This is a genomic window from Myxococcales bacterium, assembly GCA_016703425.1.
GTDB lineage: Bacteria > Myxococcota_A > Polyangia > Polyangiales > Polyangiaceae > JADJCA01.
This window is the reverse complement of the sequence record JADJCA010000001.1, coordinates 1,283,128-1,303,472: the sequence shown is the minus strand read 5'-3', so window position 1 is coordinate 1,303,472 and position 20,345 is coordinate 1,283,128. Positions and strand designations below refer to the sequence as shown.

General features: G+C 68.8%; 21 protein-coding genes. 9 read left to right on the top strand and 12 right to left on the bottom strand.

The features are described 5' to 3' along the window. Window positions 1–60 precede the first annotated feature (60 nt). Entirely contained in the window at window positions 61–882 is an 822-nt protein-coding gene (locus tag IPG50_05665; GenBank protein MBK6691679.1) for a DUF4097 family beta strand repeat protein, read from the top strand. Window positions 883–914: 32 nt separating this feature from the next. Here IPG50_05665 and IPG50_05660 read toward each other — a convergent pair whose 3' ends face one another. Further along, window positions 915–1,295, bottom strand: coding sequence for a RidA family protein (locus tag IPG50_05660; protein ID MBK6691678.1), 381 nt, complete (start codon window positions 1,293–1,295; stop codon window positions 915–917). Window positions 1,296–1,353: 58 nt separating this feature from the next. Here IPG50_05660 and IPG50_05655 point away from each other — a divergent pair, with 58 nt between their 5' ends. Together IPG50_05655 and IPG50_05650 are read left to right on the top strand one after the other, a co-directional pair. Continuing rightward, window positions 1,354–2,331, top strand: a complete 978-nt coding sequence (locus IPG50_05655; GenBank protein ID MBK6691677.1) for a hypothetical protein — start codon at window positions 1,354–1,356, stop codon at window positions 2,329–2,331. Continuing rightward, window positions 2,328–3,518, top strand: coding sequence for a beta-lactamase family protein (locus tag IPG50_05650; GenBank protein ID MBK6691676.1), 1,191 nt, complete (start codon window positions 2,328–2,330; stop codon window positions 3,516–3,518). The genes IPG50_05655 and IPG50_05650 overlap by 4 nt, the downstream gene beginning before the upstream one ends. A 26-nt stretch (window positions 3,519–3,544) precedes the next feature. On the opposite strand, the gene IPG50_05645 is transcribed toward IPG50_05650, so the two are convergent. Beyond that, complete coding sequence (locus IPG50_05645; GenBank protein ID MBK6691675.1) at window positions 3,545–4,228, bottom strand: hypothetical protein; 684 nt, start codon at window positions 4,226–4,228, stop codon at window positions 3,545–3,547. A gap of 62 nt (window positions 4,229–4,290) precedes the next feature. After that, a complete protein-coding gene (locus IPG50_05640; protein MBK6691674.1) occupies window positions 4,291–4,734 on the bottom strand; it encodes a histidine phosphatase family protein in 444 nt (147 codons plus the stop codon). A gap of 78 nt (window positions 4,735–4,812) precedes the next feature. Here IPG50_05640 and IPG50_05635 point away from each other — a divergent pair, with 78 nt between their 5' ends. Further along, entirely contained in the window at window positions 4,813–6,504 is a 1,692-nt protein-coding gene (locus tag IPG50_05635; protein ID MBK6691673.1) for a DEAD/DEAH box helicase, read from the top strand. An 18-nt stretch (window positions 6,505–6,522) separates the two neighbouring features. Here IPG50_05635 and IPG50_05630 read toward each other — a convergent pair whose 3' ends face one another. Then, window positions 6,523–7,365, bottom strand: a complete 843-nt coding sequence (locus tag IPG50_05630) for a hypothetical protein (GenBank protein MBK6691672.1) — start codon at window positions 7,363–7,365, stop codon at window positions 6,523–6,525. Window positions 7,366–7,601: 236 nt separating this feature from the next. On the opposite strand from IPG50_05630, the gene IPG50_05625 reads away from it, so the two are divergent. Then, window positions 7,602–8,810, top strand: coding sequence for a hypothetical protein (locus IPG50_05625; GenBank protein MBK6691671.1), 1,209 nt, complete (start codon window positions 7,602–7,604; stop codon window positions 8,808–8,810). A gap of 27 nt (window positions 8,811–8,837) precedes the next feature. Here IPG50_05625 and IPG50_05620 read toward each other — a convergent pair whose 3' ends face one another. The 6 genes from IPG50_05620 to IPG50_05595 form a co-directional block, all read right to left on the bottom strand. Beyond that, a complete protein-coding gene (locus IPG50_05620; protein MBK6691670.1) occupies window positions 8,838–10,151 on the bottom strand; it encodes a hypothetical protein in 1,314 nt (437 codons plus the stop codon). Between the two features lie 81 nt (window positions 10,152–10,232). Beyond that, complete coding sequence (recR, locus tag IPG50_05615) at window positions 10,233–10,838, bottom strand: recombination protein RecR (protein ID MBK6691669.1); 606 nt, start codon at window positions 10,836–10,838, stop codon at window positions 10,233–10,235. Further along, window positions 10,838–11,158: a YbaB/EbfC family nucleoid-associated protein gene (locus tag IPG50_05610; protein ID MBK6691668.1), complete on the bottom strand. Its 321-nt coding sequence runs from the start codon at window positions 11,156–11,158 to the stop codon at window positions 10,838–10,840. The genes recR and IPG50_05610 overlap by 1 nt, the downstream gene beginning before the upstream one ends. Before the next feature lie 67 nt (window positions 11,159–11,225). After that, the gene (dnaX, locus tag IPG50_05605; GenBank protein ID MBK6691667.1) at window positions 11,226–13,193 is read right to left on the bottom strand and encodes a DNA polymerase III subunit gamma/tau; all 1,968 of its coding nucleotides are present in this window, start codon (window positions 13,191–13,193) and stop codon (window positions 11,226–11,228) included. 82 nt (window positions 13,194–13,275) lie between these two features. After that, window positions 13,276–14,226 (bottom strand): electron transfer flavoprotein subunit alpha/FixB family protein, encoded by a 951-nt coding sequence (locus tag IPG50_05600; GenBank protein ID MBK6691666.1) that lies wholly within the window; start codon window positions 14,224–14,226, stop codon window positions 13,276–13,278. A 1-nt stretch (window position 14,227) separates the two neighbouring features. After that, entirely contained in the window at window positions 14,228–15,058 is an 831-nt protein-coding gene (locus tag IPG50_05595; GenBank protein MBK6691665.1) for an electron transfer flavoprotein subunit beta/FixA family protein, read from the bottom strand. 261 nt (window positions 15,059–15,319) lie between these two features. Here IPG50_05595 and IPG50_05590 point away from each other — a divergent pair, with 261 nt between their 5' ends. From IPG50_05590 to IPG50_05575, 4 genes are all read left to right on the top strand, one after another. Continuing rightward, complete coding sequence (locus IPG50_05590) at window positions 15,320–15,970, top strand: hypothetical protein (GenBank protein ID MBK6691664.1); 651 nt, start codon at window positions 15,320–15,322, stop codon at window positions 15,968–15,970. Beyond that, window positions 15,939–16,184, top strand: coding sequence for a hypothetical protein (locus IPG50_05585; GenBank protein ID MBK6691663.1), 246 nt, complete (start codon window positions 15,939–15,941; stop codon window positions 16,182–16,184). The genes IPG50_05590 and IPG50_05585 overlap by 32 nt, the downstream gene beginning before the upstream one ends. Window positions 16,185–16,259: 75 nt before the next feature. Then, entirely contained in the window at window positions 16,260–17,870 is a 1,611-nt protein-coding gene (gene nadB / locus IPG50_05580) for an L-aspartate oxidase (GenBank protein ID MBK6691662.1), read from the top strand. A gap of 6 nt (window positions 17,871–17,876) precedes the next feature. Next, window positions 17,877–18,710, top strand: a complete 834-nt coding sequence (locus tag IPG50_05575) for a CPBP family intramembrane metalloprotease (protein ID MBK6691661.1) — start codon at window positions 17,877–17,879, stop codon at window positions 18,708–18,710. Window positions 18,711–18,770: 60 nt separating this feature from the next. Here the strand turns inward: IPG50_05575 and IPG50_05570 are convergent, their stop codons facing one another. Further along, window positions 18,771–19,946: an RtcB family protein gene (locus tag IPG50_05570; protein MBK6691660.1), complete on the bottom strand. Its 1,176-nt coding sequence runs from the start codon at window positions 19,944–19,946 to the stop codon at window positions 18,771–18,773. Further along, on the bottom strand, window positions 19,943–20,314 hold the full coding sequence (locus tag IPG50_05565) for a ribosome-binding factor A (protein MBK6691659.1): 372 nt from the start codon (window positions 20,312–20,314) through the stop codon (window positions 19,943–19,945). Before IPG50_05565 ends, IPG50_05570 begins: the two co-directional genes overlap by 4 nt. Between the last annotated feature and the right edge of the window lie 31 nt (window positions 20,315–20,345).

The following is a 20,345-nucleotide window of genomic DNA, read 5'->3' as shown; positions in this document are numbered from 1 at the left end:
CCGTCGAATTGGGGTCGGCTGAACCGCCTGCCTCTATCCCTGCCAGGAGAACCCAGACCCATGCGCGCGACCGTCCTTTCCTCCTTCGCTCTTCTTGGTGTTTTTGCCCTCGCCGGTTGCACGGTTCAGGCGACGATCAAGACCCAAACGAAGTTCGTTTCGCAGGAGTCAGCCAAAGGCGCCGCCGCGGACTACGCCGGGGAGGAGATCGCGGTCACCAACGCGAATGGCTCGCTCACCGTTGAGTCCGACGCGGCGGCCACGAAGGTCTCCGTCACGATGAAGGCCGTGGCTTTCGCTGACGACGACGACAAGGCGAGCGCGGAGGATCTCCAGAAGCAGGTCCTGGAGACGTTCACCGTCACCGAGTCTGCGGGGAAGATCACGATCAACTGCGGTCAGGCCGCGCGCGGTGTCGGCTCGGCAAAGACGGGCCTCTCGGGCTGCCAGGATCTGCGCGTTAGGGTTCCCGCCAAGGCCATCAAGCTGACGGCCCTCTCGAAGAACGGTTCGGTCAACGCGAACAACCTGACGGCCGCCGACGGTGCGGTCCTCGACATCCGCTCCGACAACGGCAGCGTCGACGCGACGGTGACCGGCGGTGCGAAGGTCTTCAGCGACAACGGCGGCGTCACGCTCAGCTCGACGCCCACGAAAGGGTCGACCATTTCCGTCGAGAGCGACAACGGCGACGTCACGCTATCGCTCCCCTCGGCCTTCGCCGCCGATGTCGTGGCGCTCAGCGCCGGCAAGGGCGTGAAGGTCGAAGGGTTCAGCGATCTCACCGAGAAGAGCACCTCGCGAGGCACGAAGGGCGAGGGGGCCGCGAGCATCACGGCCAAGGCGAGCTCGCTCGGTCAGCTCGTCGTCAAGTCACGCTAAGGCGCGCCGAGGCGCCGGCCGCCGCGGCGCCGTCACGCCCCCACGTACGCGACCGCGTCGATCTCGACGCGGGCGCCGCGTGGCAAGGCCGCAACTTGCACGGTGGCTCGCGCCGGGGGCTTGTGCGAGAAGAGCTTGCCGTAGACCTCGTTGACGGTGGTGAAGTCGGCCATATCGATCAGGTAGATCGTTGTGCGAGCTACGTTGGCGTAAGTTGCTCCAGCGGCCTCCAGCACGGCACCCAGGTTCTTGAGGACCTGCTCAGTCTCCTTCGCGATGTCGCCGGTGATGAGCGTGCCGGTCGACGGATCGAGGGGAATCTGACCGCTCAGGAACACGAAGTCTCCGGCGCGCATGGCTTGCGAGTAGGGCCCAATGGCGGCCGGCGCGCCGTTCGAGTGGATGACGTCCATGGCCAAGCGGTAGCACATCGACGTCTGGGCCGGATCGCCGATGGTATCCTCGCTGTCGGTGGCCCCTCGCTATCCCGTCGATCTCGACTCCATCGCTCGGCACATGTGTCCGGGCTTTTCGACGCCGCCGCTGCTCGCGGAGTTTTGCGTCTGGCTACGCGCCCACGTGTGGGGTTCCGTCGGCTGCTTCGACCTTAGGGGCGAGCGGTTCCCCGACGGCTACGTGGAGGGCGGGGCCGATCTCGCACCCCATCTCGGGCTCTTCCTCCACATGCCCGACGGCTCGTTCCTCGGGTTTTGGCGCCCCAAGGGGAACGAGGCGACGCCGTCTGTCGTCCTGATCGGCTCGGAAGGGGAGCTGGCGGTCGTGGCGCGCTCCCTCGAGGAGCTGCTCTTCGCGATGGCTGGCGGCGTTGTGTCGAGGCGCCTGCTCGAGGATCTGCTCCCCAGCGATGAGGTGCCGGCGGCGACGAGCGCGCTGCGGGATTGGCTGGGCCAACGCGAGGTCAAGGCGCCATCGCCATCGCGTCTTGCCGCTCCCCTGAAGGCCGAGACGCGTGCCTTCAAGCAGTGGCTCTCGGCCCACGGAAGGAAGGCTGCGCGCGCGCTCGCGAAGAGCGCCGCCGCCAAGGAGCTCCGCGCGATTCTCATCAAGGACCTGCCGCCTCATGCCGAGCCCTGGGAGACGACCGGCATTGAGGTCGTCTTCGGTCCCAAGGGGCGCGCCGCGCTTCGCAAGTGGCCACCCTTCACGGCCAAGGGCACGCCTCGCGCCCCCTTCAGCGCAGCGAGGGAGACCGCGCTCTTGCGCTTGGCGTCGGAGCTCCGTCAGCACGACGCAGCCCTCACGCCCGAGCGCGGCCCGGCCCTGTCGCTCCGCGTGCAGGTCAGTTCGGAGCGCCTGACGGTCGCGCGAAACTACCTGGACGTGCCCGATCCGTGGCACGGCATGTCGCAGAAGGTGCTGGCGCGCGGAGTCTCCGAGCATCCGCGCTCGGCCTATTGGACGCCGACCTGGGTCACGCCGTCGCGATGAGCCGAAACCTTGCAAGGTGCGCGTCGTCGGCCGTGGTCGCGCTGTGCGCGGTGTTAGGTCTGCTCGCGTGCCGCGACGCGCCGAGCGGCGCGCCCGTTGTGGTCCCGTCGCCGAAAGAGGCCGGCGCTCCGCCTGACGGCCTTCTGTTGGCCGCCGTTCGCGCGAAGGACGCGGCGCGCGTTCCTGCCGTGGGATACGCGCGCGTTCGAGAGGGGCACGTCGCGTGCGGAGCCGTGGGCCTCGCCGACGCGGCCCTCGGCCGGCGCGTGGAGCGGGAGACGCTGTTTCCGGCGGCCTCGCTGGCCAAGCCCTTCGTGGCCGCGGCCTGCCTGCGCGCCGCCAACGAAGGACGCCTCCGTGTTGAGGACGACGTGTCGAAGCTCTTGCCGTTCAGCCTGAGGCACCCACGCTTTCCCGATCGCGCGGTCACCTTGAAGCACCTGCTGACGCACACGGCCTCGCTCGTAGACGACTGGGGCGAGTTAAGGCGCCACAGTCGCGAGGGCGATCCGGAAGAAGAGCTGCGCCCGTATTTGGTCCGCAGCTTTGGCGGCAAGGCGGCCGCTCGGCAGTTCGCGCCAGACGCGTCTTCGCCGGGCACGGCCGTCCGGTACGCGAACACCGGCTTCGCGCTCGCGGCGCTGGCCGTCGAAACGGCTGTTGCCGAGCCGTTCGAGGCGCTCGTCGAGCGCTGGTTCTTCTCGCCGCTCCGCATGCGGGCGGCCTTTCGAGCGTCGCGCAGCGGCGGCGAGCTGGCGTCTCCCCATGTTGCGGGGCGCGATGCCGGCGCCTTCGTGCCGCGACCGCTCCTTGCGCATCCGGTGTTCCCGGCGTCGGACCTGCGAGCCGAGCCGTGCGGTCTCGCTCGGTTTCTGGCAGCGCTGCTCGGCGGCGGGACCTACGACGGTGCGCGCGTGCTTGACGAAGAGTCAGTGCGCACCCTGCTCGCCATCAGTGAATTCCCGCTCGGCCAGAAGGGGGCGCTCGGATTTCAAGTCATGCGCGTCGGGGGCGCTGAGGTCCTGGGCCACGAGGGAGAAGACGACGGTGCATCCAGCGTGATGGCCCTCGACGTCGCGCGAAGGCGCGCGGCTGTTGTGCTCACCAACGGCGACGCGTTCTCGAGCAACGACGGCTCGCGAGCCGCCGCGCTCACGGAGCTCCTGCGCGGGATGCTCGAGGACTGAAAGGTTAGCGGGACGCGTCCGCTCGGTCAGGGCTTCTCCGCGGCGAGCTCCTTGTCCTTGGGAAAGAGCGGGCGAAGGACGTTCAGCACGCGGGCGCGCGAGGGGTCGAAATACGAACCGAAGACGGTGCGCGGGGCCGCGCTGCCGACGACGACCAAGATTCGGTTGCAGGTCATCTCGAAGGCGATCTCCGCAGGCACTTCCGCGCCGCTCGCATCCTTCACGAGGACGCGGAGCGCAACCAGGTGACCCATCAGGCAACGGCGCGCGACATCGTCGTTGTACCCAGCACGATCGTGGAGAATGTCGTTCAGCTCTCTGATCGCATCGGCGGGGAGCGGCACCTCGGTCTTCGGTCTCACAACGAAGCCGACGATACTCCCCGGGATCGCTGCGGCCGTTGCATCCCAACGCCGAGGCGCGTCGACGCGCGCCGCCGTGCCAGAAAGGATCGACGTGCCGGTGCGCCACGAGGCGAAGTTCGGAGAGACGCTCGCGTCGCGCGCTGCATCGATCGCGGACGCATCCGGGACAGCTCCCATCGCGCGCGGGCCAGCGGGCGCTGGGGCAAGAGCCGCGGGGGCGCTCGCTTGCCCGGTGCCGGCGCTCGGAGCGGGAGCTGTCGCCCGGGTCGGTTGCGGTGCCTCCCGGTTGCACCCTGCCGAGAGGATCCCGAAGATCAGAGCCGCGACGGGGGCGATAGCGCTCATCTCGGCAGTGTACGTCCAGCCGACACAGAAGTTCTCACGCTGCGTCGCTGCGCTCCGAGTGGTCAGGCCAAAAGGAGCAAGGCCCGCTCCGTTTCGCCCGGTCGCAAGGAGAACGCCGGCTTCCGGTTGGTGATGGCCGAGAGCTGCCCGTGCAGGTGCGGCGGAAACGTGGGGCGACCCACGAGGAAGGCGCCGAGCGCCGCAAGTGCTGGCTCGTCGGCCACAACAAGGACCGATTCGCCCGCCGAAAGCACCTGTCTCGCCGCCAGCTCCGGTGCGGCGCCTGCCGCGAGCGAGGCCATGATCTCAACGACGCCGAGGTAGTCGACGCGCTCGGCGAAGAGTTCGGCAGTCTGCACAGGGGGGCCGAGTGGGCTCGTCAGGACGCGGTCGAAGGACACGCTCTCGAGCTTCTGAAAGGTCGTCGCCGCGCACCGAATGACGCGCCTGCCCTCAAGGGTCAGGTGCACATCGCCGAGCCCGCAACGCAGAAGGTAGACGTTCATGACGCCGGAACTGTAACAGCGACGCCGCCGCCCTCGAACGACCATCACACGGCGCGCCCAATCGGCTAAGGGTCGTGCATGACGATCGTGCGTCCCCGCGCGTTGCCCGCAGCAAAGCCCAAGGCGGTACCCACCGCCCTCGCCGAGGCCACCGTCCTCGACGTGCCCTTCGCCATGCGCGCGCAGGCGACGTCGCTGGGCGCCAAGTATGACGCCGCGCTCGGCGCGTTCGTCTTCACGGGCGCGGCGTTGCCCAAGTCGCTCTCCGCCTTCCGTCCGGCGCGCTATTCCTTCGAGGAGAGGGTGCAGCGCACCCTCGGGACGGCCGGCGCCTGGCCGACGAAGCGTGGTTCAGCGAGCGCCGGGCCCCGTCCGACATTGAGACCCCACCAAGTGGTCGCTGTCGCCGCCATCGCGGCAGCGCGCGCCGCGAAGCGGCCCGGGTTCTTGCTCGCCGACGACGTCGGCCTCGGCAAGACCATCACGGCGTGGGAGGCGCTCCGCGGCTTCTCGGACGTTCGAAGCGTGCTCGTGGTGTGCCCCCTGGCTGTCGTGGCGCATTGGCGGCGCACCATCGAGCTGCTCGGCGATGGCGGGAAAGAAGTGGTCCTCCTCAACTACGATCGACTCGGCAAGCTCTTCGAGGTTACGGCCGAGGCGAAAAAGAAGATTCGCTCCAAGAAGGGGCTCGCGCGCGCCGGCACCGCGCCAGCCTTTGACGCCGTCGTGTGGGACGAGAGTCACCGGTGCAAGAACCCCGCGGCGGCTCGCTCGAAGCTCGCGGCGAAGCTCACGGCGAAGGCAGGCTTTGCGCTGTGGCTCTCGGCGACGGCCGGGCAAACGCCGCTGGAGCTTTCGTACCTCGCGCCGCTCCTCGCGAGCGTGACCGGCGCGCGCGCCGCGGACTTGAAAGACTTCGAGGCGTTCTGTCAGCGTGAAGGGCTCGGCCTTTCGCGCGGCACCTTCGGTCGCTGGGAGTGGCGTGGCGATCCGGCCGATTGCGAGAAGGTGAGGGCGCTGCTCTTTGACGCGCGCGGAAAGGCCCCCGCCGCGGGTCTTCGGCGTCGACCGGAGGAGATCGCCGGCTGGCCCGCGCTTCAGCGCATCCTCACGCCCGTCGAGTTGGACGCGCCGGCCCGTGCCCTCTACGACGAAGCGTGGAGCACCTTTCGTCGCGAGATGGACCTCGACCCTAGCGGGCGGGATCCCAAAACGGCGCTCGCGGCGGCGCTGCGATTGCGGCAGAAGAGCTCGCTCATTCGGATGCCGGGCACGGTCGAGCTCGCCACGGAGCTGCTAGAAAATGGGCACCAGGTGGCCATCTCCGTTGCGTTCACGGAGACCTTGTCGCTGCTGCAAGCGTCGTTCGAAGCGGAGAAGGTCCCCTGCGCTGTGATTCACGGAAGCCTCACGGCCGCGGCGCGAGAGGCGGAGCGTGTACGGTTTCAGCGAGGCGACGCGAAGGTCGTGCTCTTCACCGTCGAGGAGGGAATCTCGCTCCACCAAGGCGAGGTTCCTGGGAAGAGCGGCGATGCGCAGCGCTCTCAAGTCGTTCACGATCTGCGCTGGTCCGCTATCCAGATGGCGCAGATCGAGGGACGCTGCCATCGCGACGGAAAGTTCGCGCAGGTCTACTGGGTTTACGCCGACGAGACCGTCGAAGAGCGCATCGCGCGCGTCGTCGCGGGGCGCATTCAATCGATGAAGGAGATGATCGGCGACGACGTCGAGACGCTGCGGGAGATCGAGCGCCTGTTGGCGGAGCCGTGAATCGTCGCCGCGCGCGGGCTACAACATGAGGCCAAGACGCGCGTCCGAGGAGAGCGCGAAGCTCTCCGTCGTCCCATAGTCACCGTCGTCGACGACGACCGCATAGGCAAGCTGGGATCCGACCCGGAAGAACACGTGCCGCGAGAGCGGGAACACCGCAGCGACGCCCGCCTTCGGCGTCACCACGATCCCCAGGCTACGTTGCGTGAGGTCTGCATCAATGAACATTTCGCTTCGAAAGCGCGTCACTCCCAGCTCAACCTCGGGCCAAAGCGTGACTCCGCGACCAAGCGGGATGAGCACGCCCGCGCGCGGCGCGGCGCCCAGCGAATAGGCGTTTGCGGGCCTCGAGCTTGCGGCCCACCGGGTGGCAGTGAGCGCGCCGCCTACGGTCCATCGCTTGGCGACAACGACATCCGCGGCGGGTCGAAACGAGAGAGTTTGCGTGCCCGGCCCCGTGCCCGCCGACGACGAGATGGTCAGTGGTCCCGCCATGAGGCCGATGCCGGGAATCGGCGCGCCACTCGAGACCGTGACTCCGAAGAGGTCAGGCAGAAGCAGCGCTTTGTGTTCGATGCGATCACCGCTCGTCGCGCCAGGTTCAGCGCTCTCCTTGGCGCGGGCCCGAGCGAGCTCGTTGTCGCGAAGCACCCGCTCGTAACGTCCCTGAAGCTCGGCGGCCTTGATGCGGTCCTTGAGCTCGGCGATGGCGTCATCGCGCGTCGCCGCCGCCGAGGATGCCTGGTTCACGTCCCTAGGTTGCGCCCCGCGCTCCGGCTCCTCGACGGCACGCGCCGCCGAGGTCCAGTGAAGCGCGATGCCTGCGGCGCCGAGCGCCCACAACAAACTCGAATGTCTCATCGTGCGTGTGTCCTCCGTTGTGGTGGAGAACAACCGCACGTGGCGCGGCTTCCGCGAGCGCCGACGTTTGCCAACACGGCGCGCAGGCCGCGGGGCGCCCATGCGCACGCGACACTCTGACAGGCGCGCGGGCGCCACGCCCCTCGGGCGCGGCTTGAGCGGCGCGGCGGTCGAAATAGTTCCGGCCCCGGTGCGAGCTTGCGTGAGCCGCGGCCTGAGCTATCGCACGTGTAGCTATGCTCGCAGGTCGCCGGAGAGAAGTTGCAGCGCGGGCCGCGACGCTCGGTGCTCGCGGGTCGGCCTTCCTCGCGCGCGGCGCCTTCGAGGACGCGACGTTGCTCCTCGATTCGGCGTGTTTGCTCGCTGAGTCTTCAGGGGTCGATGCGATCGTCGCGGAGTCGCGCCTCGCGTTGGGCCGAGCTCACAACTTTGTGGGGAACCTCGACGACGCCCACACGTGTTTCTCGTTGGCGGCGGCGAGCTTTGAGGAGGCAGGCGCGGCCGGTAGCGCCATTGGAGCGCGCGCCCGGCTCGGCTTCCTCGCCTACGAGCGCGGCGACTTGGACGCGGCGAAGGCCGTGCTCGCACCGGCGCTCGACGATGCGGGCCAGCTGGGCGCCCACGCCGAGCGGGGGCTTGTCATGGGATATCTGGGCAACGTCGCGCGCGCGGAACGCCAGCTGGACCTTGCGTCAGCCTTCTATCAAGGTGCCCTCGGTGCGCTGAGCGAAGCAGGCCTCAGCCCCGATGCGCGGTACCTGGCAACCTTTGAAATGGACGCGGCGATCACACATCTGTTGCGCGGAGACGCCGTCAACGCCGGCGCGCGCTTGGGCGTGGCCCGTGAGCTCGCCGAAGCCGCGGCCGACCAGACGGTCCTCGAGTTGGTCGGCCACTACGACTTTCTGGCGCAAGCGCTCTCGGGTGGAGGCCGTGAGGGACCCCGAAGTCCGTCGATCGGCGGCAGACGGTCGGCGTTCCTCCGCGACGTGCGCGAGCTGGTTCACGCGACCGTTTGGCGGGCGCCTGACCGGGACCTCCGCGAAGACTTCGCCGAACTCCGTCAGCGGTGCCCGGACTACGCCCACGGGCGCATCGGCCTGTCGCTCCTCGCGCGGCTCTTTGGGCCATCGCAGCCGAAGGCACGCCTCGTCGTCGGCAGCGACGCCGCGTGGGCGCGCCTCGATGGCGGACCGGTTGTCGAGCTCACGGAGCAGCGGGCCCCGCGGCTCATCCTTCTTCAGCTCGTCCGCGCCGCGGGCACGGTCGTGAGCGCCGACGCCCTCATCGCGGCTGCTTGGCCTGGGGAGAGGATGCAAGCCGCCTCGGCGAGGAACCGGCTCCACGTCGCGCTCCACGCACTGCGCCGGCGCGGCCTTGGCCGCGCGATCGACCGGGCTCCCGGCGGCTGGCGCCTCGCGACTCCCGTCGAGGTCGTCGCCTGAGAGGGGACCGGTCGACCACGCAACGCGCTATAGCGCGAGCGCCCACAGGTCCGTGTAGATCGCAGTCTCGTTGCCAAAGCCGAGGACGGCGCGCCTCTGTGCCGCGTCGTAGACGCCCATGCCGCTCGCGCGCGGCGGGACGTCGCGCGGAACCTCGTGCGACGTCCATCGCTCCTGATTCGCCGTGAGCGAAAGGCTCTGAAGGCCCGGGATCGCCGTTCTTCCGTTGGCGGTGCCGCCCCAGACCAGGAGCCGGTGGCCGACGGGGTCGTAGACCCAGGCGCCGTTGCGCCTCGGAGCTGCCGCTGGATCCGACTCGAAGAGGAGCGTCCAGCGCGGCGGTGACTCGGCGAGGTTCAGACTCCATGTGTCCCCCGCGACGCTGCCGCCCGTCGCCGAGAGGGCGCCGCCGAAGAGGACGACGCGATCGGCCTCCTGGTCGTAGGCGTAGTGGAAGCCAGACCGGCCTCGCGGCGCCTTGCCCGCGGTGGCGACGGCGGCCCAGCCGCTCTTCGGCGTGTACGCGTCGACCTGGCAATGAACGCCGCGGTCCGTGTCCATCCCGCAGATGGAGAGCCATCGCTGACGCTTCGAATCGTAGACGAACGCGCCCGTGTAGCTTGGCGTGCTGCGGGAGGCGTCGGCCGCGTCGCTCCAGGCCGCGCTGTCGGCCCCGTAGCTGAGTCGCTTGAGCAGCGGAGCGGTCGCGAGCGCGCCGTTGGGCTTCACCGTTGCCCCACCGAAGTAGAAGAGGGCGTCCTCCCCGGGGATCGGGGCGACGCGCCCGCCGGGACTCAGCGGCGGCTCGCCGCTCATGATGAGCTTTCGAAAAGTCGAGGTGCCGAGGTCGAAGCGCCATAGGTCGGATGCCGGCGTGAACTGCTTGGGCTCGTAGACGAACCCTCCAAACACGAAGAGCTGGTTGGGGCGCGCCTCGTCGAGCCACATCGAGAAGTACTCGCGCCCCAAAGGCCCCTCAGCGCCCTCTTTCGCGCCGCCCTTCCACTGAGCAAGCTTGCTCCAAGTGAGCGGCTGCACGGTGACGGGGATCGCGACCTGTCGGCCTGCGCATTGCACACGGACCGCTCCTCCGACCTGTGGGGCAGCCTCGCGAACGACGAAGCGCGACTCCTCCGGGACCACCGCCACGCCCTCGCCAACGACGGCGCTGTCGACCAGCGCACCGCGAGCGAGGACCGCGCGCCCGCCCTCCGAGAGGGTCAGCGTCGCCGGAAGTGCCCCGCAGGGGTCTTCCGCGCCTGGAGCCGCCTGAGTGAGGTGCTCGTCGGCGCCGCCGCAGGCTGCGAGGGCGCAGAGGACTAGGAAACGTGTGAACCGCATGGGCAGAGCTTTGCCCTCGGGCGGCTCGGCGGGCCACTTAAGGCTGGCGCGGTCCGACTTAATTTGGCCAGCGTCGCGCAGCTACATCTTCTGTCGGCCCGCCAGCGCGCGACCCATCGTGATCGGATCGGCGAACTCGAGGTCGCCGCCGTGGGGCACACCGCTCGCGATGCGCGAGACGCTGACGGCGAGGTTCGCGAGCTCGCGCTTCAAGAAGAGCGCCGTGGCCTCGCCGTCGACGCTCGGTGGCGTCGCCAAGATGAGCTCCTTCACGCCGTCCTCGCGGATGCGCGTCAAGAGCTTCTCCGTCGGCAATTCGTCGGGACCGATGCCTTCGAGCGGTGAGAGCAACTTGCCGAGAACGAAGTAACGGCCGCGCATCGTGCCGGCGCGCTCGATGGACAGGAGATCATGCACGCGGGCGACGACGCAAAGCACCGACGCGTCACGCTTGTTGTCGCGGCAAACGCCGCAGATGGCGCGCCCTGCCTCGACCTCGGCGATGTTTCCGCAGCGCTCGCAGGGGCCAATGTGCTCGCGCAGCTCCCCCAGCTCGGCGGCGAGTCCCGCCGCAAGCTCCGGATGGGCCGTGAGCAGGAAGAGCACGTAGCGCTGCGCCGTCTTTTCTCCGACGCCAGGCAGCCGCGCGAGCAGGCTTTGGAGGCGCCGCGTCCGCGCGGGGAGCATCAGGTCATTCCGGGCAGCTTCACTCCGCCGGTGATCTTCTCGACCTCGGCTTCCATGGCCTTCTCGGCCAGCTCGAGGCCGGCGTTGATGGCGGCGCAGACCCCGTCGAGCGCCATGTCGATGCCTTCGGCCTTCAGGAAGTCGGGGTCGATCTCGACCTTCACGACCTTCTTGCCGTAGGTGACCGTCGCCTTGACCTTGTCGCCAACGGACGTGGCCGTGAGCTCCTTGTCGGCGACGGCCTTCTTGGCCTCGTCGAGCTTGCGTTGCATTCGCGCCGCTTGGCGCATCAGCTCGTTCATTCCACCGCGAAACTGCATGAGAACCTCTTATCGCAAGATCCAACGGGCCTCTGCCCCAAAAATGACGTGAAGGGCGCCGGCGCGCTTAGGCCTCTTCCGGCGGGAGTCGCACCTCGGCCTTCGCGTCGAACAAGCGCACGGCCTCTTTGACGAGCGGATGCGCGAGCACGCGCTCACGCGCCGCCAGGAGACGCGCCCGCTCCTTCTGTGCGTTCACGGCGGAGAGCGTGGCCTGGCCTGCGAGGCTCTTGGTCGTCTTCTCGATCTCGACGCTCGTCGCCGCGCCGAAGTGCGCTCGCACCTCGCGCGTCAAAAGGTCGAGGCCCTCCGTATCGCTGACTTGGTCAGCGAGAAACGAGTTGGCTTCGTAGGCCAGGCGAAGCTGCTCCTTGCCGATGGCCAAGACAACGGCGCCCTCAAAGAGTGCTGCGAAGCCGGGCTTCTTCTCGCGGATGCGATCGACGATCGTTCGGTAGGTCGCGAAGTCTTCCTCCGAGACCGTGTGAACGAGCGGCGCGAGCGTCTCGTCGACGGTCGGCCTCACCGATGGCGCGGGCTGGTCGGCCACCGGCTGCTGTTGCGGGGGCGCCGGCTGCCGCGAGACGTCGAGGGCGAGCGAGCCCTCGGAGCCCGGATAGGGCGTGTCCCAGGGTTCTGGCGCCGTCGACGGTCGCCGGACGGAAGGGCGCATCGACTGGGCGGTTGCCCGCGGGGTGTCCATGCTGACGGGGCGAGCCGCGCGCGCGTCGGGCACAAGCTCGACCGGCGATGGCGCTACGAAGTCTGCGCTTGCGCGCTCCTGACCGCGCGGCTCGCTGGTGATCGAGGTCGCGCGGGCGCCGCCGCCGCCAGCGCCACCGCCGCGCGGAGCCGGCGCCGCAGGGCCGGTGAGGCGCTTCTCGAGCTCGGCGACGCGCACGAGGAGCTCGTCGAGGGGCAAGAGAGGAGGGCGCCTCGAGAGGCGCACAAGGAGCATCTCGAGGGCGGCCTTCGGTTGGCCGCTGCGAACAACGTCGTCGAAGCCGCGCGAGAACCCTTGATAAAGGCGTGTGAGGTCGTCGAGCTCGGCGCCGTTGGCCAGGGCGACGACGTCGCGGACCTCCTCGTCGGCGAGATCGAGCAGCTCGCGAGAGCCTTCGCCGCCGACGCGCGCGACGACGAGGTCGCGCAGGTGGCGCAAGAGATCGCGCGCCGTGTGGGCGATGTCGAAGCCTTGCTCGGCGACGGCGTCGATGACCTTGAGGGCCGCGAGCGTCTCTCCACGCACAAGCGACGCGGCGAGATCGTGGATCACGCGGCGCTCCGCGAAGCCCAAGACGCGGGCCACGTCCTCCGCTGTGAGCTTGTCGCCGCTGAAGGCGATGACCTGATCGAGCAGGCTCATGGCGTCGCGCATCGAGCCGGCGGCCTCGCGCGCGAGGATCGACACGGCCGCCTCGTCGGCTTCGATCTTCTCGAGGCCGAGGACGTGTGAGAGGCGCTTCTTGATGGTCTGCGTGGCCAGCAGCTTGAAGTCGTAGCGCTGACAGCGGCTCAGGATGGTGACGGGGACCTTGTGGACCTCGGTCGTCGCGAAGATGAACTTCACGTGCGGCGGCGGCTCCTCGAGGGTCTTCAGAAACGCGTTCCAAGCCGCGTTCGAGAGCATGTGCACTTCGTCGACGATGTAGATCTTGTAGCGATCGCGCGCCGGGCGGAAGGCGAGGCCCTCTTGCAGGCGCCGCACCTCGTCGACGCCGTTGTAGCTGGCGCCGTCGATCTCCTGCACGTCCATGTCGTTGCCGGCCGCGATCTCGGTGCAGGCGGCGCACGTCTGGCAGGGCGTCGCCGTCGGGCCTGTGGCCTTGCCGTCGGCGCCGAGGCAGCTCAGGCACTTCGCGAGGAGTCGCGCGCTCGTCGTCTTGCCCACGCCGCGGACCCCCGTGAAGAGGAACGCGTGCGCCACGCGCCCCTGGGCGATAGCGTTGGCGAGGGTCTTGGCGACGTGCTCTTGGCCGACCAAGTCCTCGAAAGACTGCGGCCGGTACTTACGTGCGAGGACGAGATAACTCACGCCTGGTGACTAGCGCAGCTCCGCCCCCGCTGCGAGAGGCAAGGGGCGCCGCCGAAGCGGTCGCGCGGGCGACGGCGCAGAGCTACTTCTTGAGCTCGGTGACCAGCTCGGGGACGGCCGTGAAGAGATCAGCCACGAGCCCGTAGTCAGCGACCTGGAAGATGGGCGCGCTCGCGTCCTTGTTGATGGCGACGATGGTCTTCGAGCCCTTCATGCCGGCGAGGTGCTGAATGGCGCCGGAGATGCCGATGGCGAGGTAGAGCGCCGGCGCTACGATGCGTCCCGTCTGGCCGACTTGCAGCTCCGCCGGAGCGTAGCCGGCGTCGCAGGCCGCGCGGCTCGCGCCGATGGCTGCGCCGAGCTGGTCGGCGAGCGGCTCCAAGACCGCCGCGAACTTCTCTTTGAGGGCGCGCCCGCCGGAGACGATGACCTTGGCTTCGCCAAGGTCGGGGCGCTCGCGCTTGGCCGCGTCGAGCGACACGAACTCGACGCGCGCCGCGGCGGCGTCGGCGGGGGCCACGGCAATGGCCTCCGTGGGCGACGTTCCGCCGGAGGGCTCGGCCGCCGCGAACTCGCTCTGACGAACGCTAACGACCTGCACTGGCGTCGTGACCTCGGCGTAGCCGAAGGCGTTGCCGGCGAACATCGGCCGCTTGTAGACGAGCTTGTCGCCATCGGCCTTTACGCCGGCGACGTCGGGCGCGTACCCGGCACCGAGCTTGGCCGCGACGCGCGGCGCGATGTCTTTGCCAAAGGAGCTGGCCGTTATGACGATGACGTCGAAGCCCTTCGCGGCGGACGCGATGACGGGCGCGAAGCGCTCGCAGATGGGTTGAGCCAGCTCGGCGCTGTCGGCGACGAGGAGCTTCTGCGCGCCGAAGGCCGCGAGCTCGGCGGCGGCGGCGGCCGCGCCAGCACCGGCAACGAGCACCGAGAAGGTGCCTCCGGCCTGCCGCGCAAAGGCGATGGCGCTGTGAGGGGACTTGCGGACCTTGCCGTTTTCGAGCTCGGCCACGACGAGAATGTTCTTCATCTCAGACCACCTTCGCTTCCGTGCGGAGCTTTTGGACCAGCTCGGGGACGCTCGCCACCTTGACGCCGGCTTTGCGAGCCGGCGGCGGCTCGAAGGCGCCGTAGCGAATCTTCGTGGTCGCGTCGGGCGCGAGCTCGGCGAGCTTCATTTCGGAGAAGGGCTTCTTCTTCGCCGCCATGATGGCGGGGAGGGGAGCGAAGCGAACGCCATCGTACGTGTACGTGAAGCCCGCCGCCGAGTGCATCGACTGGACGCTCTTCGGCGCGACGATGCGGAGATCGACGGTGACGACGGCAGGAAGCGTGAGCTTCAGCGTCATGGTGCCGCCGTCGACTTCGCGACCCACGAGGAGCGCCTTGTCGCCTTCGCTCTTGATGGTGCCGGCGAAGGTGGCTTGAGGCCACCCGAGCAGCTCCGCGAGGATCTGACCGACTTGGTTCGAGTCGCCGTCGACGGTTTGCTTGCCGAGGAGGACCAGATCCGGCTTCTCCTTGTCGACGAGCGCCTTGAGGGCGCGCGCCACGACGTCGCCATCGAGGGCGTCGTCGGTCGCGTCGACGCGGATCGCGCGGTCGGCGCCGGTCGCCAGGGCGCCCGGTTGCAGGAGCGGGTCGATGGCCTTGGGGCCGAACGCGACAACCACGACCTCGCCGATGCGAGCCTTGGGGGCCGCGCCGTTCTCGGTCAGGCGGAGCGCCGTCTCGAGGGCGTATTCGTCGAAGGGATTGGGCCGGAGCTTCAGGTGCGAGGCGTCGACCTTGCCACCGCTGAACTTGATGGTGTTCGCGTTGTCGGGATCATTGACGGCCTTGAGGGGGACGAGAATCTTCACGCCGCTCACTCCTTGTCGTCGGCGACAAGGACGTCTCGGGAAAGATCGTCTCGGGGCCGACGCGTTCCCGCAGCGGCGGTGCGCCGGAGCGGGGCATTCTCCCGCGAAAGGCGGAGAGAAACGCCAATCCACATAGGGGAAGGCGCGGCCCTGTCAACGAGGGATCGGGCCGCCCCGGGTCGATGAATTTTGCGAAAAATCGCCGGCCCTGATCCGCGTGCTTTTTCACCTTCGGCGCTGGCTTTGGCTACGCTCCGCACCATGAAACGTACGCTTTCCGCAGTAGGCCTGGCCGCGGCGCTCGTAGCGCTTTCGAGTCCGGGAGCCGCGCAAGACAAGTCGCGTCCCGTGACTCGCCCCCTGCCTGTCACGACCGGCGCCGCTCCGGTCGCTCCGACGCCTCCGCCGCCGGCTCCCGTCGCACCTCCGCCGGTCGCGCCGGTGGTGGCGGCGCCCGTCGCGATCGGCGTGGCCGACGCCGGTGTGAAGGAGAAGGGCAAAGAGGGCGCGGAGCAGAAGAAGCGCCGCCGTGAGCACATCGACCGCGTGACGAAGATCGCACGGACGCTGGCGCGGGCCGACGGCGTCGTCACGGCCGAGGAGAAGGAGCTGATCCGTCAGCACTGGCGCCGAGCCATGCGCACGTTCCGCGTCCGCATGCTCGCAGAAGATGAGAAGGACGCCGCAACCATGGCCCGGTGCGATGCCTTGCTCGCGAAGAGCGAGACGGCCCTCGTGGAGAAGCTGCAGCCGAAAAGGGCGCGCATATCGTCGTCGATGGAGGCAAGAAATGAGCGCCCTCAAGGTTCGAAGCGTCCCCGTCCTGGTGCTGGGCGTCGCGTTGCTCGCCTTTGGCTCCGGCTGCGGCAAGCTCAAGGAAATGCTCTCGAAGAGCGAAGACGCTGGCTCTGATGCGGCCGTCGTCGTAGCGGCGCCGTCGGCGCCCGTCGTCGCGGCGCCGGAAGACGCCGGCAGCGACGCTGCGCCCGTGGTGCAGCAGGTTGACGACATTCCCGGGCCCGAAGGCGACGACCAAAGGGCGGCTCGCGACATTGGCTTTGGGAACTTCAAAGAGGAGCTCGACAAGCTCGAGAAGGAGTTCGACGCGCTTCAGAAGAAGAAGTAGCGGTCGCGCTACGGCAGCGTTCCGACGAAGGCGCGATCCCGTCGACCCGAAATCGGTCTATAGGGGAGCAGGCCCATGATCACCTGCGACTTCCTCGTTATCGGCAGCGGCGTTGCGGGCTTGTCGTTCGCCCTCGACGCTGCGGCTCATGGCGACGTGGTGATCGTCAGCAAGCGCGCCGCCGACGAATCGAACACGAAGTACGCGCAGGGCGGCGTGGCCGCGGTCTTGAGCCCCGGCGACACCTTTGAGGCGCACATCCAAGACACCATCGTCGCCGGCGCCGGCCTGAACCACGAGCGCGCCGTCGACGTGTGCGTTCGGGAGGGGCCGGCCCGCATCAAGGCCCTCCAGGCCATCGGCGCCCGCCTCGACAAGAGCCACGACGCGGGCCCCGCACACGCCGAGTTCGACCTGCACCTCGAGGGCGGTCACAGCGCAAGGCGCATCGCCCACGCCGGCGACATGACTGGCCGCGAGGTCGAGCGAGCGCTCCTCGAAGCTGTCCGCGCGAAGCCCAACGTCCGCATTCTCGAAGAGCACATGGCCGTCGACCTCATCACGCTCGCCAAGTTCGGCGGGCCCGAGGTCTGCTCCGGCGCGTACGTGCTCGACGTCGCCGGCGGTCGCGTGCAGACCATCGTCGCGCGGGCGACGATCCTCGCGAGCGGCGGCGCCGGAAAGGTCTACCTCTACACGACGAACCCCGACGTCGCGACGGGCGACGGCCTCGCCATGGCGTACCGCGCGGGCGCCGAGATCGCCAACATGGAATTCTACCAATTCCATCCGACGTGCCTCTTTCACCCGCAAGCCAAGAGCTTCCTCATCTCCGAGGCGTTGCGCGGCGAAGGCGCGATCTTGCGCCGCACCGACGGCACGCCCTTCATGACGGCGCACCACCCGCAGGCCGAGCTCGCGCCGCGCGACATCGTGGCCCGCGCCATCGACTTCGAGATGAAGCGCACCGGCGCCGAGCACGTGCTCCTCGACATCACCGACAAGAAGGCGTCATTCATCAAGGAGCGCTTCCCGGGCATCTACGCCGAGTGCCTCCGCTTCGGCGTCGACATCACGACGCAGCCGATCCCCGTGGTGCCGGCGGCCCACTACCAGTGCGGTGGCGTCACGACGGATCTTGAGGGCCGCACCACGATCCCGGGCCTCTGGGCCATCGGAGAGACGGCGCACACGGGCCTTCACGGCGCCAATCGACTCGCTTCGAATTCGCTCCTCGAGGGCCTCGTCTTCGGGCATCGAGCTGCGACGGCGCTGGCCGGCTCGCTCACGAAGGGGACTCCCTGGCCCTCGGTCCCCGAGTGGGACGTGGGGCAGGCAGGGACCTCCGACGAGGCCGTTGTCATCACGCAGAACTGGGATGAGGTTCGTCGCCTCATGTGGAACTACGTCGGCATCGTGCGCAGCGACAAGCGCCTCAAACGCGCCGAGCGCCGCATCGCGCTCCTGCAGGAGGAGATCGTCGAGTATTACTGGCGCTACTTCATCACGCGCGATTTTCTCGAGCTTCGGAACATCGCGCAGGTGGCGCAGCTCATCGTCGAGTGCGCGTCGGCCCGCCGCGAGAGTCGGGGCCTCCACTACACCATCGATTGCCCCGCGCTCGACCCGAAGCTTGCGCGCGACACGGTGCTGAAGCGCGGCGTCGGCGCGCACCTCCGGGGCTAGCACCTCGTGGACTCGAAACAGCCGACGTCGGCACCCACGCTTCGCATGTCGTTCCTCGCGGCGGCGCTCTTCGCCATCGCCAGCCGCCTGCTTTGGGCCAACCTCGTCGCGCTCGTCGAGTCGATGCGGCCCGGCGCGGCGCTCGATCTCGTCACCGTTACGGGGCTCCACGCCGCGACCACCCTCGCGCTCGTGCTGCTGGTCGCGCGCCTCTACGCGCGCGAGCTACCGCTGAGGACGCTTTTGGCGCTGCGTTCGACGGGCTCGCTGGTCCTCTTTACCTCATGCCTCGCGGGAGCCACCGCCGAGGTGCCGGTGGCCTACGCGGAGCGCTTTTGGGCGGCCCGGTTTCCACTGACCGAGTCGGAGCAGGCGGAAGTGAGCCGCATGATCTCGATGGAGACGACGCCGTCGAAGATCATCGTGTTCGTGTGCATCGCCGTCCTTTGGCCCGTGATGTTCGAGCTCTTCTTCCGCGGCGCCCTCTTCGGTCGCCTTCGCCTCTCGCGCGATGCCACCACCTCGACGCTCTCCGTCGCCGCCTTCTACGCGCTCTCATTGGGCACGCCGCGGGCGCTGCCGTCGGCGCTCTTTCTCGGTCTCGCCACGACGGCCCTTCGCTCCCGCAGCGGCTCGACAGTGACGGCCCTGGGCTTTCACGTGGCCTTTATGAGCGCCGCCGTGATCCGCGAGGTGAGGGGACCTTCCGACGAGGCGCTCGGCCCGCGCCACGTGGCCATCGCCGCGTCGCTCCTCGTGGTGGTGCTAGGAGCGCTCTTCTTCGGCCTCCGGACTGACAGGCGTGTGCTCGAAGCGCGAGCGGCCGACGATGTCGGCTAGAGGTTGCGCGGAGCCGCGCCTTCTTTGGGGTGGCCGCACGGCTCTCGCTGGCGTGAGCGCTCACCCCTTGAGGACGACCAGCGGCTCCAGCCGGAGCTCTGGAACCACGAGGTCGTCTTGCGCCTCGAGCACGCGACGAATGTCGCGGTAGGCGCCGGGCGCCTCTTCGACGAGGGCAGCCACGTTGCCTCGGGGGAAGACGATCCGGCGCATGCTGGCAACGAGGGTATCGGGCCGAATGCGGGTCCGCGCCTCGCGGCGGCTCATGACGCGCCCGGCGCCATGAGAACAGGAAGCGAACGAATCGCGATTGCCGAGGCCGCGTACGAGGTAGCTAGCGGTTCCCATCGAGCCCGGCACGAGAGCGAGCTCGCTCGCGGGTGCCGCGGCGGCTCCCTTTCGATGAATGTAGAGCGCATCGTTGCCCCACGGCTCGCGGCGGATGAAGTTGTGCGGTACGTCGATAGGGGGCGCGCAGGCCGTCGAGCTTCCCGTGATCTCCGCGAAGGCTTCGAGCGCCAAGGTGGCCAAGCGGGCGCGATTCGCTGCCGCGAAGGCCAGCGCCCACTCCTGGTCCGAAAGGTAAGCTTGGCCCGCAGCGCCTTGCAGCGAGAGCGCGGCGAGCGGATCCGCCCCCGATGTCGCATGACGATGATGGGCGCACAACGCGGCCCCCAGACCGCGCGAGCCCGAGTGGACCAAGAGCCACAGCCCGTCTTCCGGGTCGCGATCGAGTTCGATGAAGTGGTTGCCTCCGCCCAAGGTGCCCAGGTGCCGAGGCGCGAGCCGAGCGCGCAGGCGTTCCAGCGCGTGTGTTGACAGGCTGCCATCGAGCAGCACGTCGGGCACCTCGCAGCCCTTGCCTCGGTGCGTGGCGTCGCCAACGGGGATCGTTGCAGACCAACGAGAGAGGAGCCGCTCGAGGGTGCGCCGATCGAGGGCGCTTGCGCCTTGCGAGCTGCCTAGACGCGTCGCCGACATCCCGCATCCCAGGTCGCCGCCCAGCGCACCGGGCACAACGACGTCTGCCGTGGCAAACACGGTCCCGACGGCGACGCCAGATGCCATGTGGGCGTCTGCCATCGCCGCGACGTGGCTCACGACATACGGCATCGAAGCCACACGAGAGAGCTGGCGCAAGGTCTCCGGCGAGGCGTCCCCGGCCTCAGGGCTGGTCCAAAGAAGGACGGGGACGCGCTCGCCGTGACTTGTGTCCGTGAGGACGCGGACGCTCAAGGCTCACCGCTCATGGGCACGAAGCCCTGATGGATGAACCGCAAGTCGACCGCTCGCTTGAGGTCGACGGCCTCAGCGAGGCGAGCCCGCAAGAACGGGGTCGCTCGCGTGAGGCCGTCGGCCACGCGCGCGCCGCGACCGGGGCCGTCGGGGCCCCGGACGAGGTAGTGAACCCGAGCCGTCCGCGCATCGACGGACAGCTCGAGTTTGCAAAGGATCACGTCGGCGAGCCTTGGATCGCGGAGCTCGTCTTGAACGAGCGCTGCGAGCTCCTCGAAGAGAACCAGGTTCAGGCGCTCAATGCGGGCGCCGAGGGTGTCCGATGAATGTTTGCTAGACGAATCTTGTGAACGAGAACGACGAGACATGAGGAAACGACTCCCGAGCGCGAAAGCCGCG

What these genes read in the sequence shown, in the direction of transcription:
- IPG50_05620 (MBK6691670.1), bottom strand. Translation starts at nt 10,151, where the DNA reads ATGCGGTTCACACGTTTCCTAGTCCTCTGCGCCCTCGCAGCCTGCGGC.
- IPG50_05650 (MBK6691676.1), top strand. Translation starts at nt 2,328, where the DNA reads ATGAGCCGAAACCTTGCAAGGTGCGCGTCGTCGGCCGTGGTCGCGCTG.
- IPG50_05635 (MBK6691673.1), top strand. Translation starts at nt 4,813, where the DNA reads ATGACGATCGTGCGTCCCCGCGCGTTGCCCGCAGCAAAGCCCAAGGCG.
- IPG50_05660 (MBK6691678.1), bottom strand. Translation starts at nt 1,295, where the DNA reads ATGGACGTCATCCACTCGAACGGCGCGCCGGCCGCCATTGGGCCCTAC.
- IPG50_05665 (MBK6691679.1), top strand. Translation starts at nt 61, where the DNA reads ATGCGCGCGACCGTCCTTTCCTCCTTCGCTCTTCTTGGTGTTTTTGCC.
- IPG50_05590 (MBK6691664.1), top strand. Translation starts at nt 15,320, where the DNA reads ATGAAACGTACGCTTTCCGCAGTAGGCCTGGCCGCGGCGCTCGTAGCG.
- recR (MBK6691669.1), bottom strand. Translation starts at nt 10,838, where the DNA reads ATGCTCCCCGCGCGGACGCGGCGCCTCCAAAGCCTGCTCGCGCGGCTG.
- IPG50_05565 (MBK6691659.1), bottom strand. Translation starts at nt 20,314, where the DNA reads ATGTCTCGTCGTTCTCGTTCACAAGATTCGTCTAGCAAACATTCATCG.
- IPG50_05640 (MBK6691674.1), bottom strand. Translation starts at nt 4,734, where the DNA reads ATGAACGTCTACCTTCTGCGTTGCGGGCTCGGCGATGTGCACCTGACC.
- IPG50_05625 (MBK6691671.1), top strand. Translation starts at nt 7,602, where the DNA reads ATGCTCGCAGGTCGCCGGAGAGAAGTTGCAGCGCGGGCCGCGACGCTC.
- IPG50_05645 (MBK6691675.1), bottom strand. Translation starts at nt 4,228, where the DNA reads ATGAGCGCTATCGCCCCCGTCGCGGCTCTGATCTTCGGGATCCTCTCG.
- IPG50_05630 (MBK6691672.1), bottom strand. Translation starts at nt 7,365, where the DNA reads ATGAGACATTCGAGTTTGTTGTGGGCGCTCGGCGCCGCAGGCATCGCG.
- IPG50_05585 (MBK6691663.1), top strand. Translation starts at nt 15,939, where the DNA reads ATGCTCTCGAAGAGCGAAGACGCTGGCTCTGATGCGGCCGTCGTCGTA.
- IPG50_05610 (MBK6691668.1), bottom strand. Translation starts at nt 11,158, where the DNA reads ATGCAGTTTCGCGGTGGAATGAACGAGCTGATGCGCCAAGCGGCGCGA.
- IPG50_05600 (MBK6691666.1), bottom strand. Translation starts at nt 14,226, where the DNA reads ATGAAGAACATTCTCGTCGTGGCCGAGCTCGAAAACGGCAAGGTCCGC.
- nadB (MBK6691662.1), top strand. Translation starts at nt 16,260, where the DNA reads ATGATCACCTGCGACTTCCTCGTTATCGGCAGCGGCGTTGCGGGCTTG.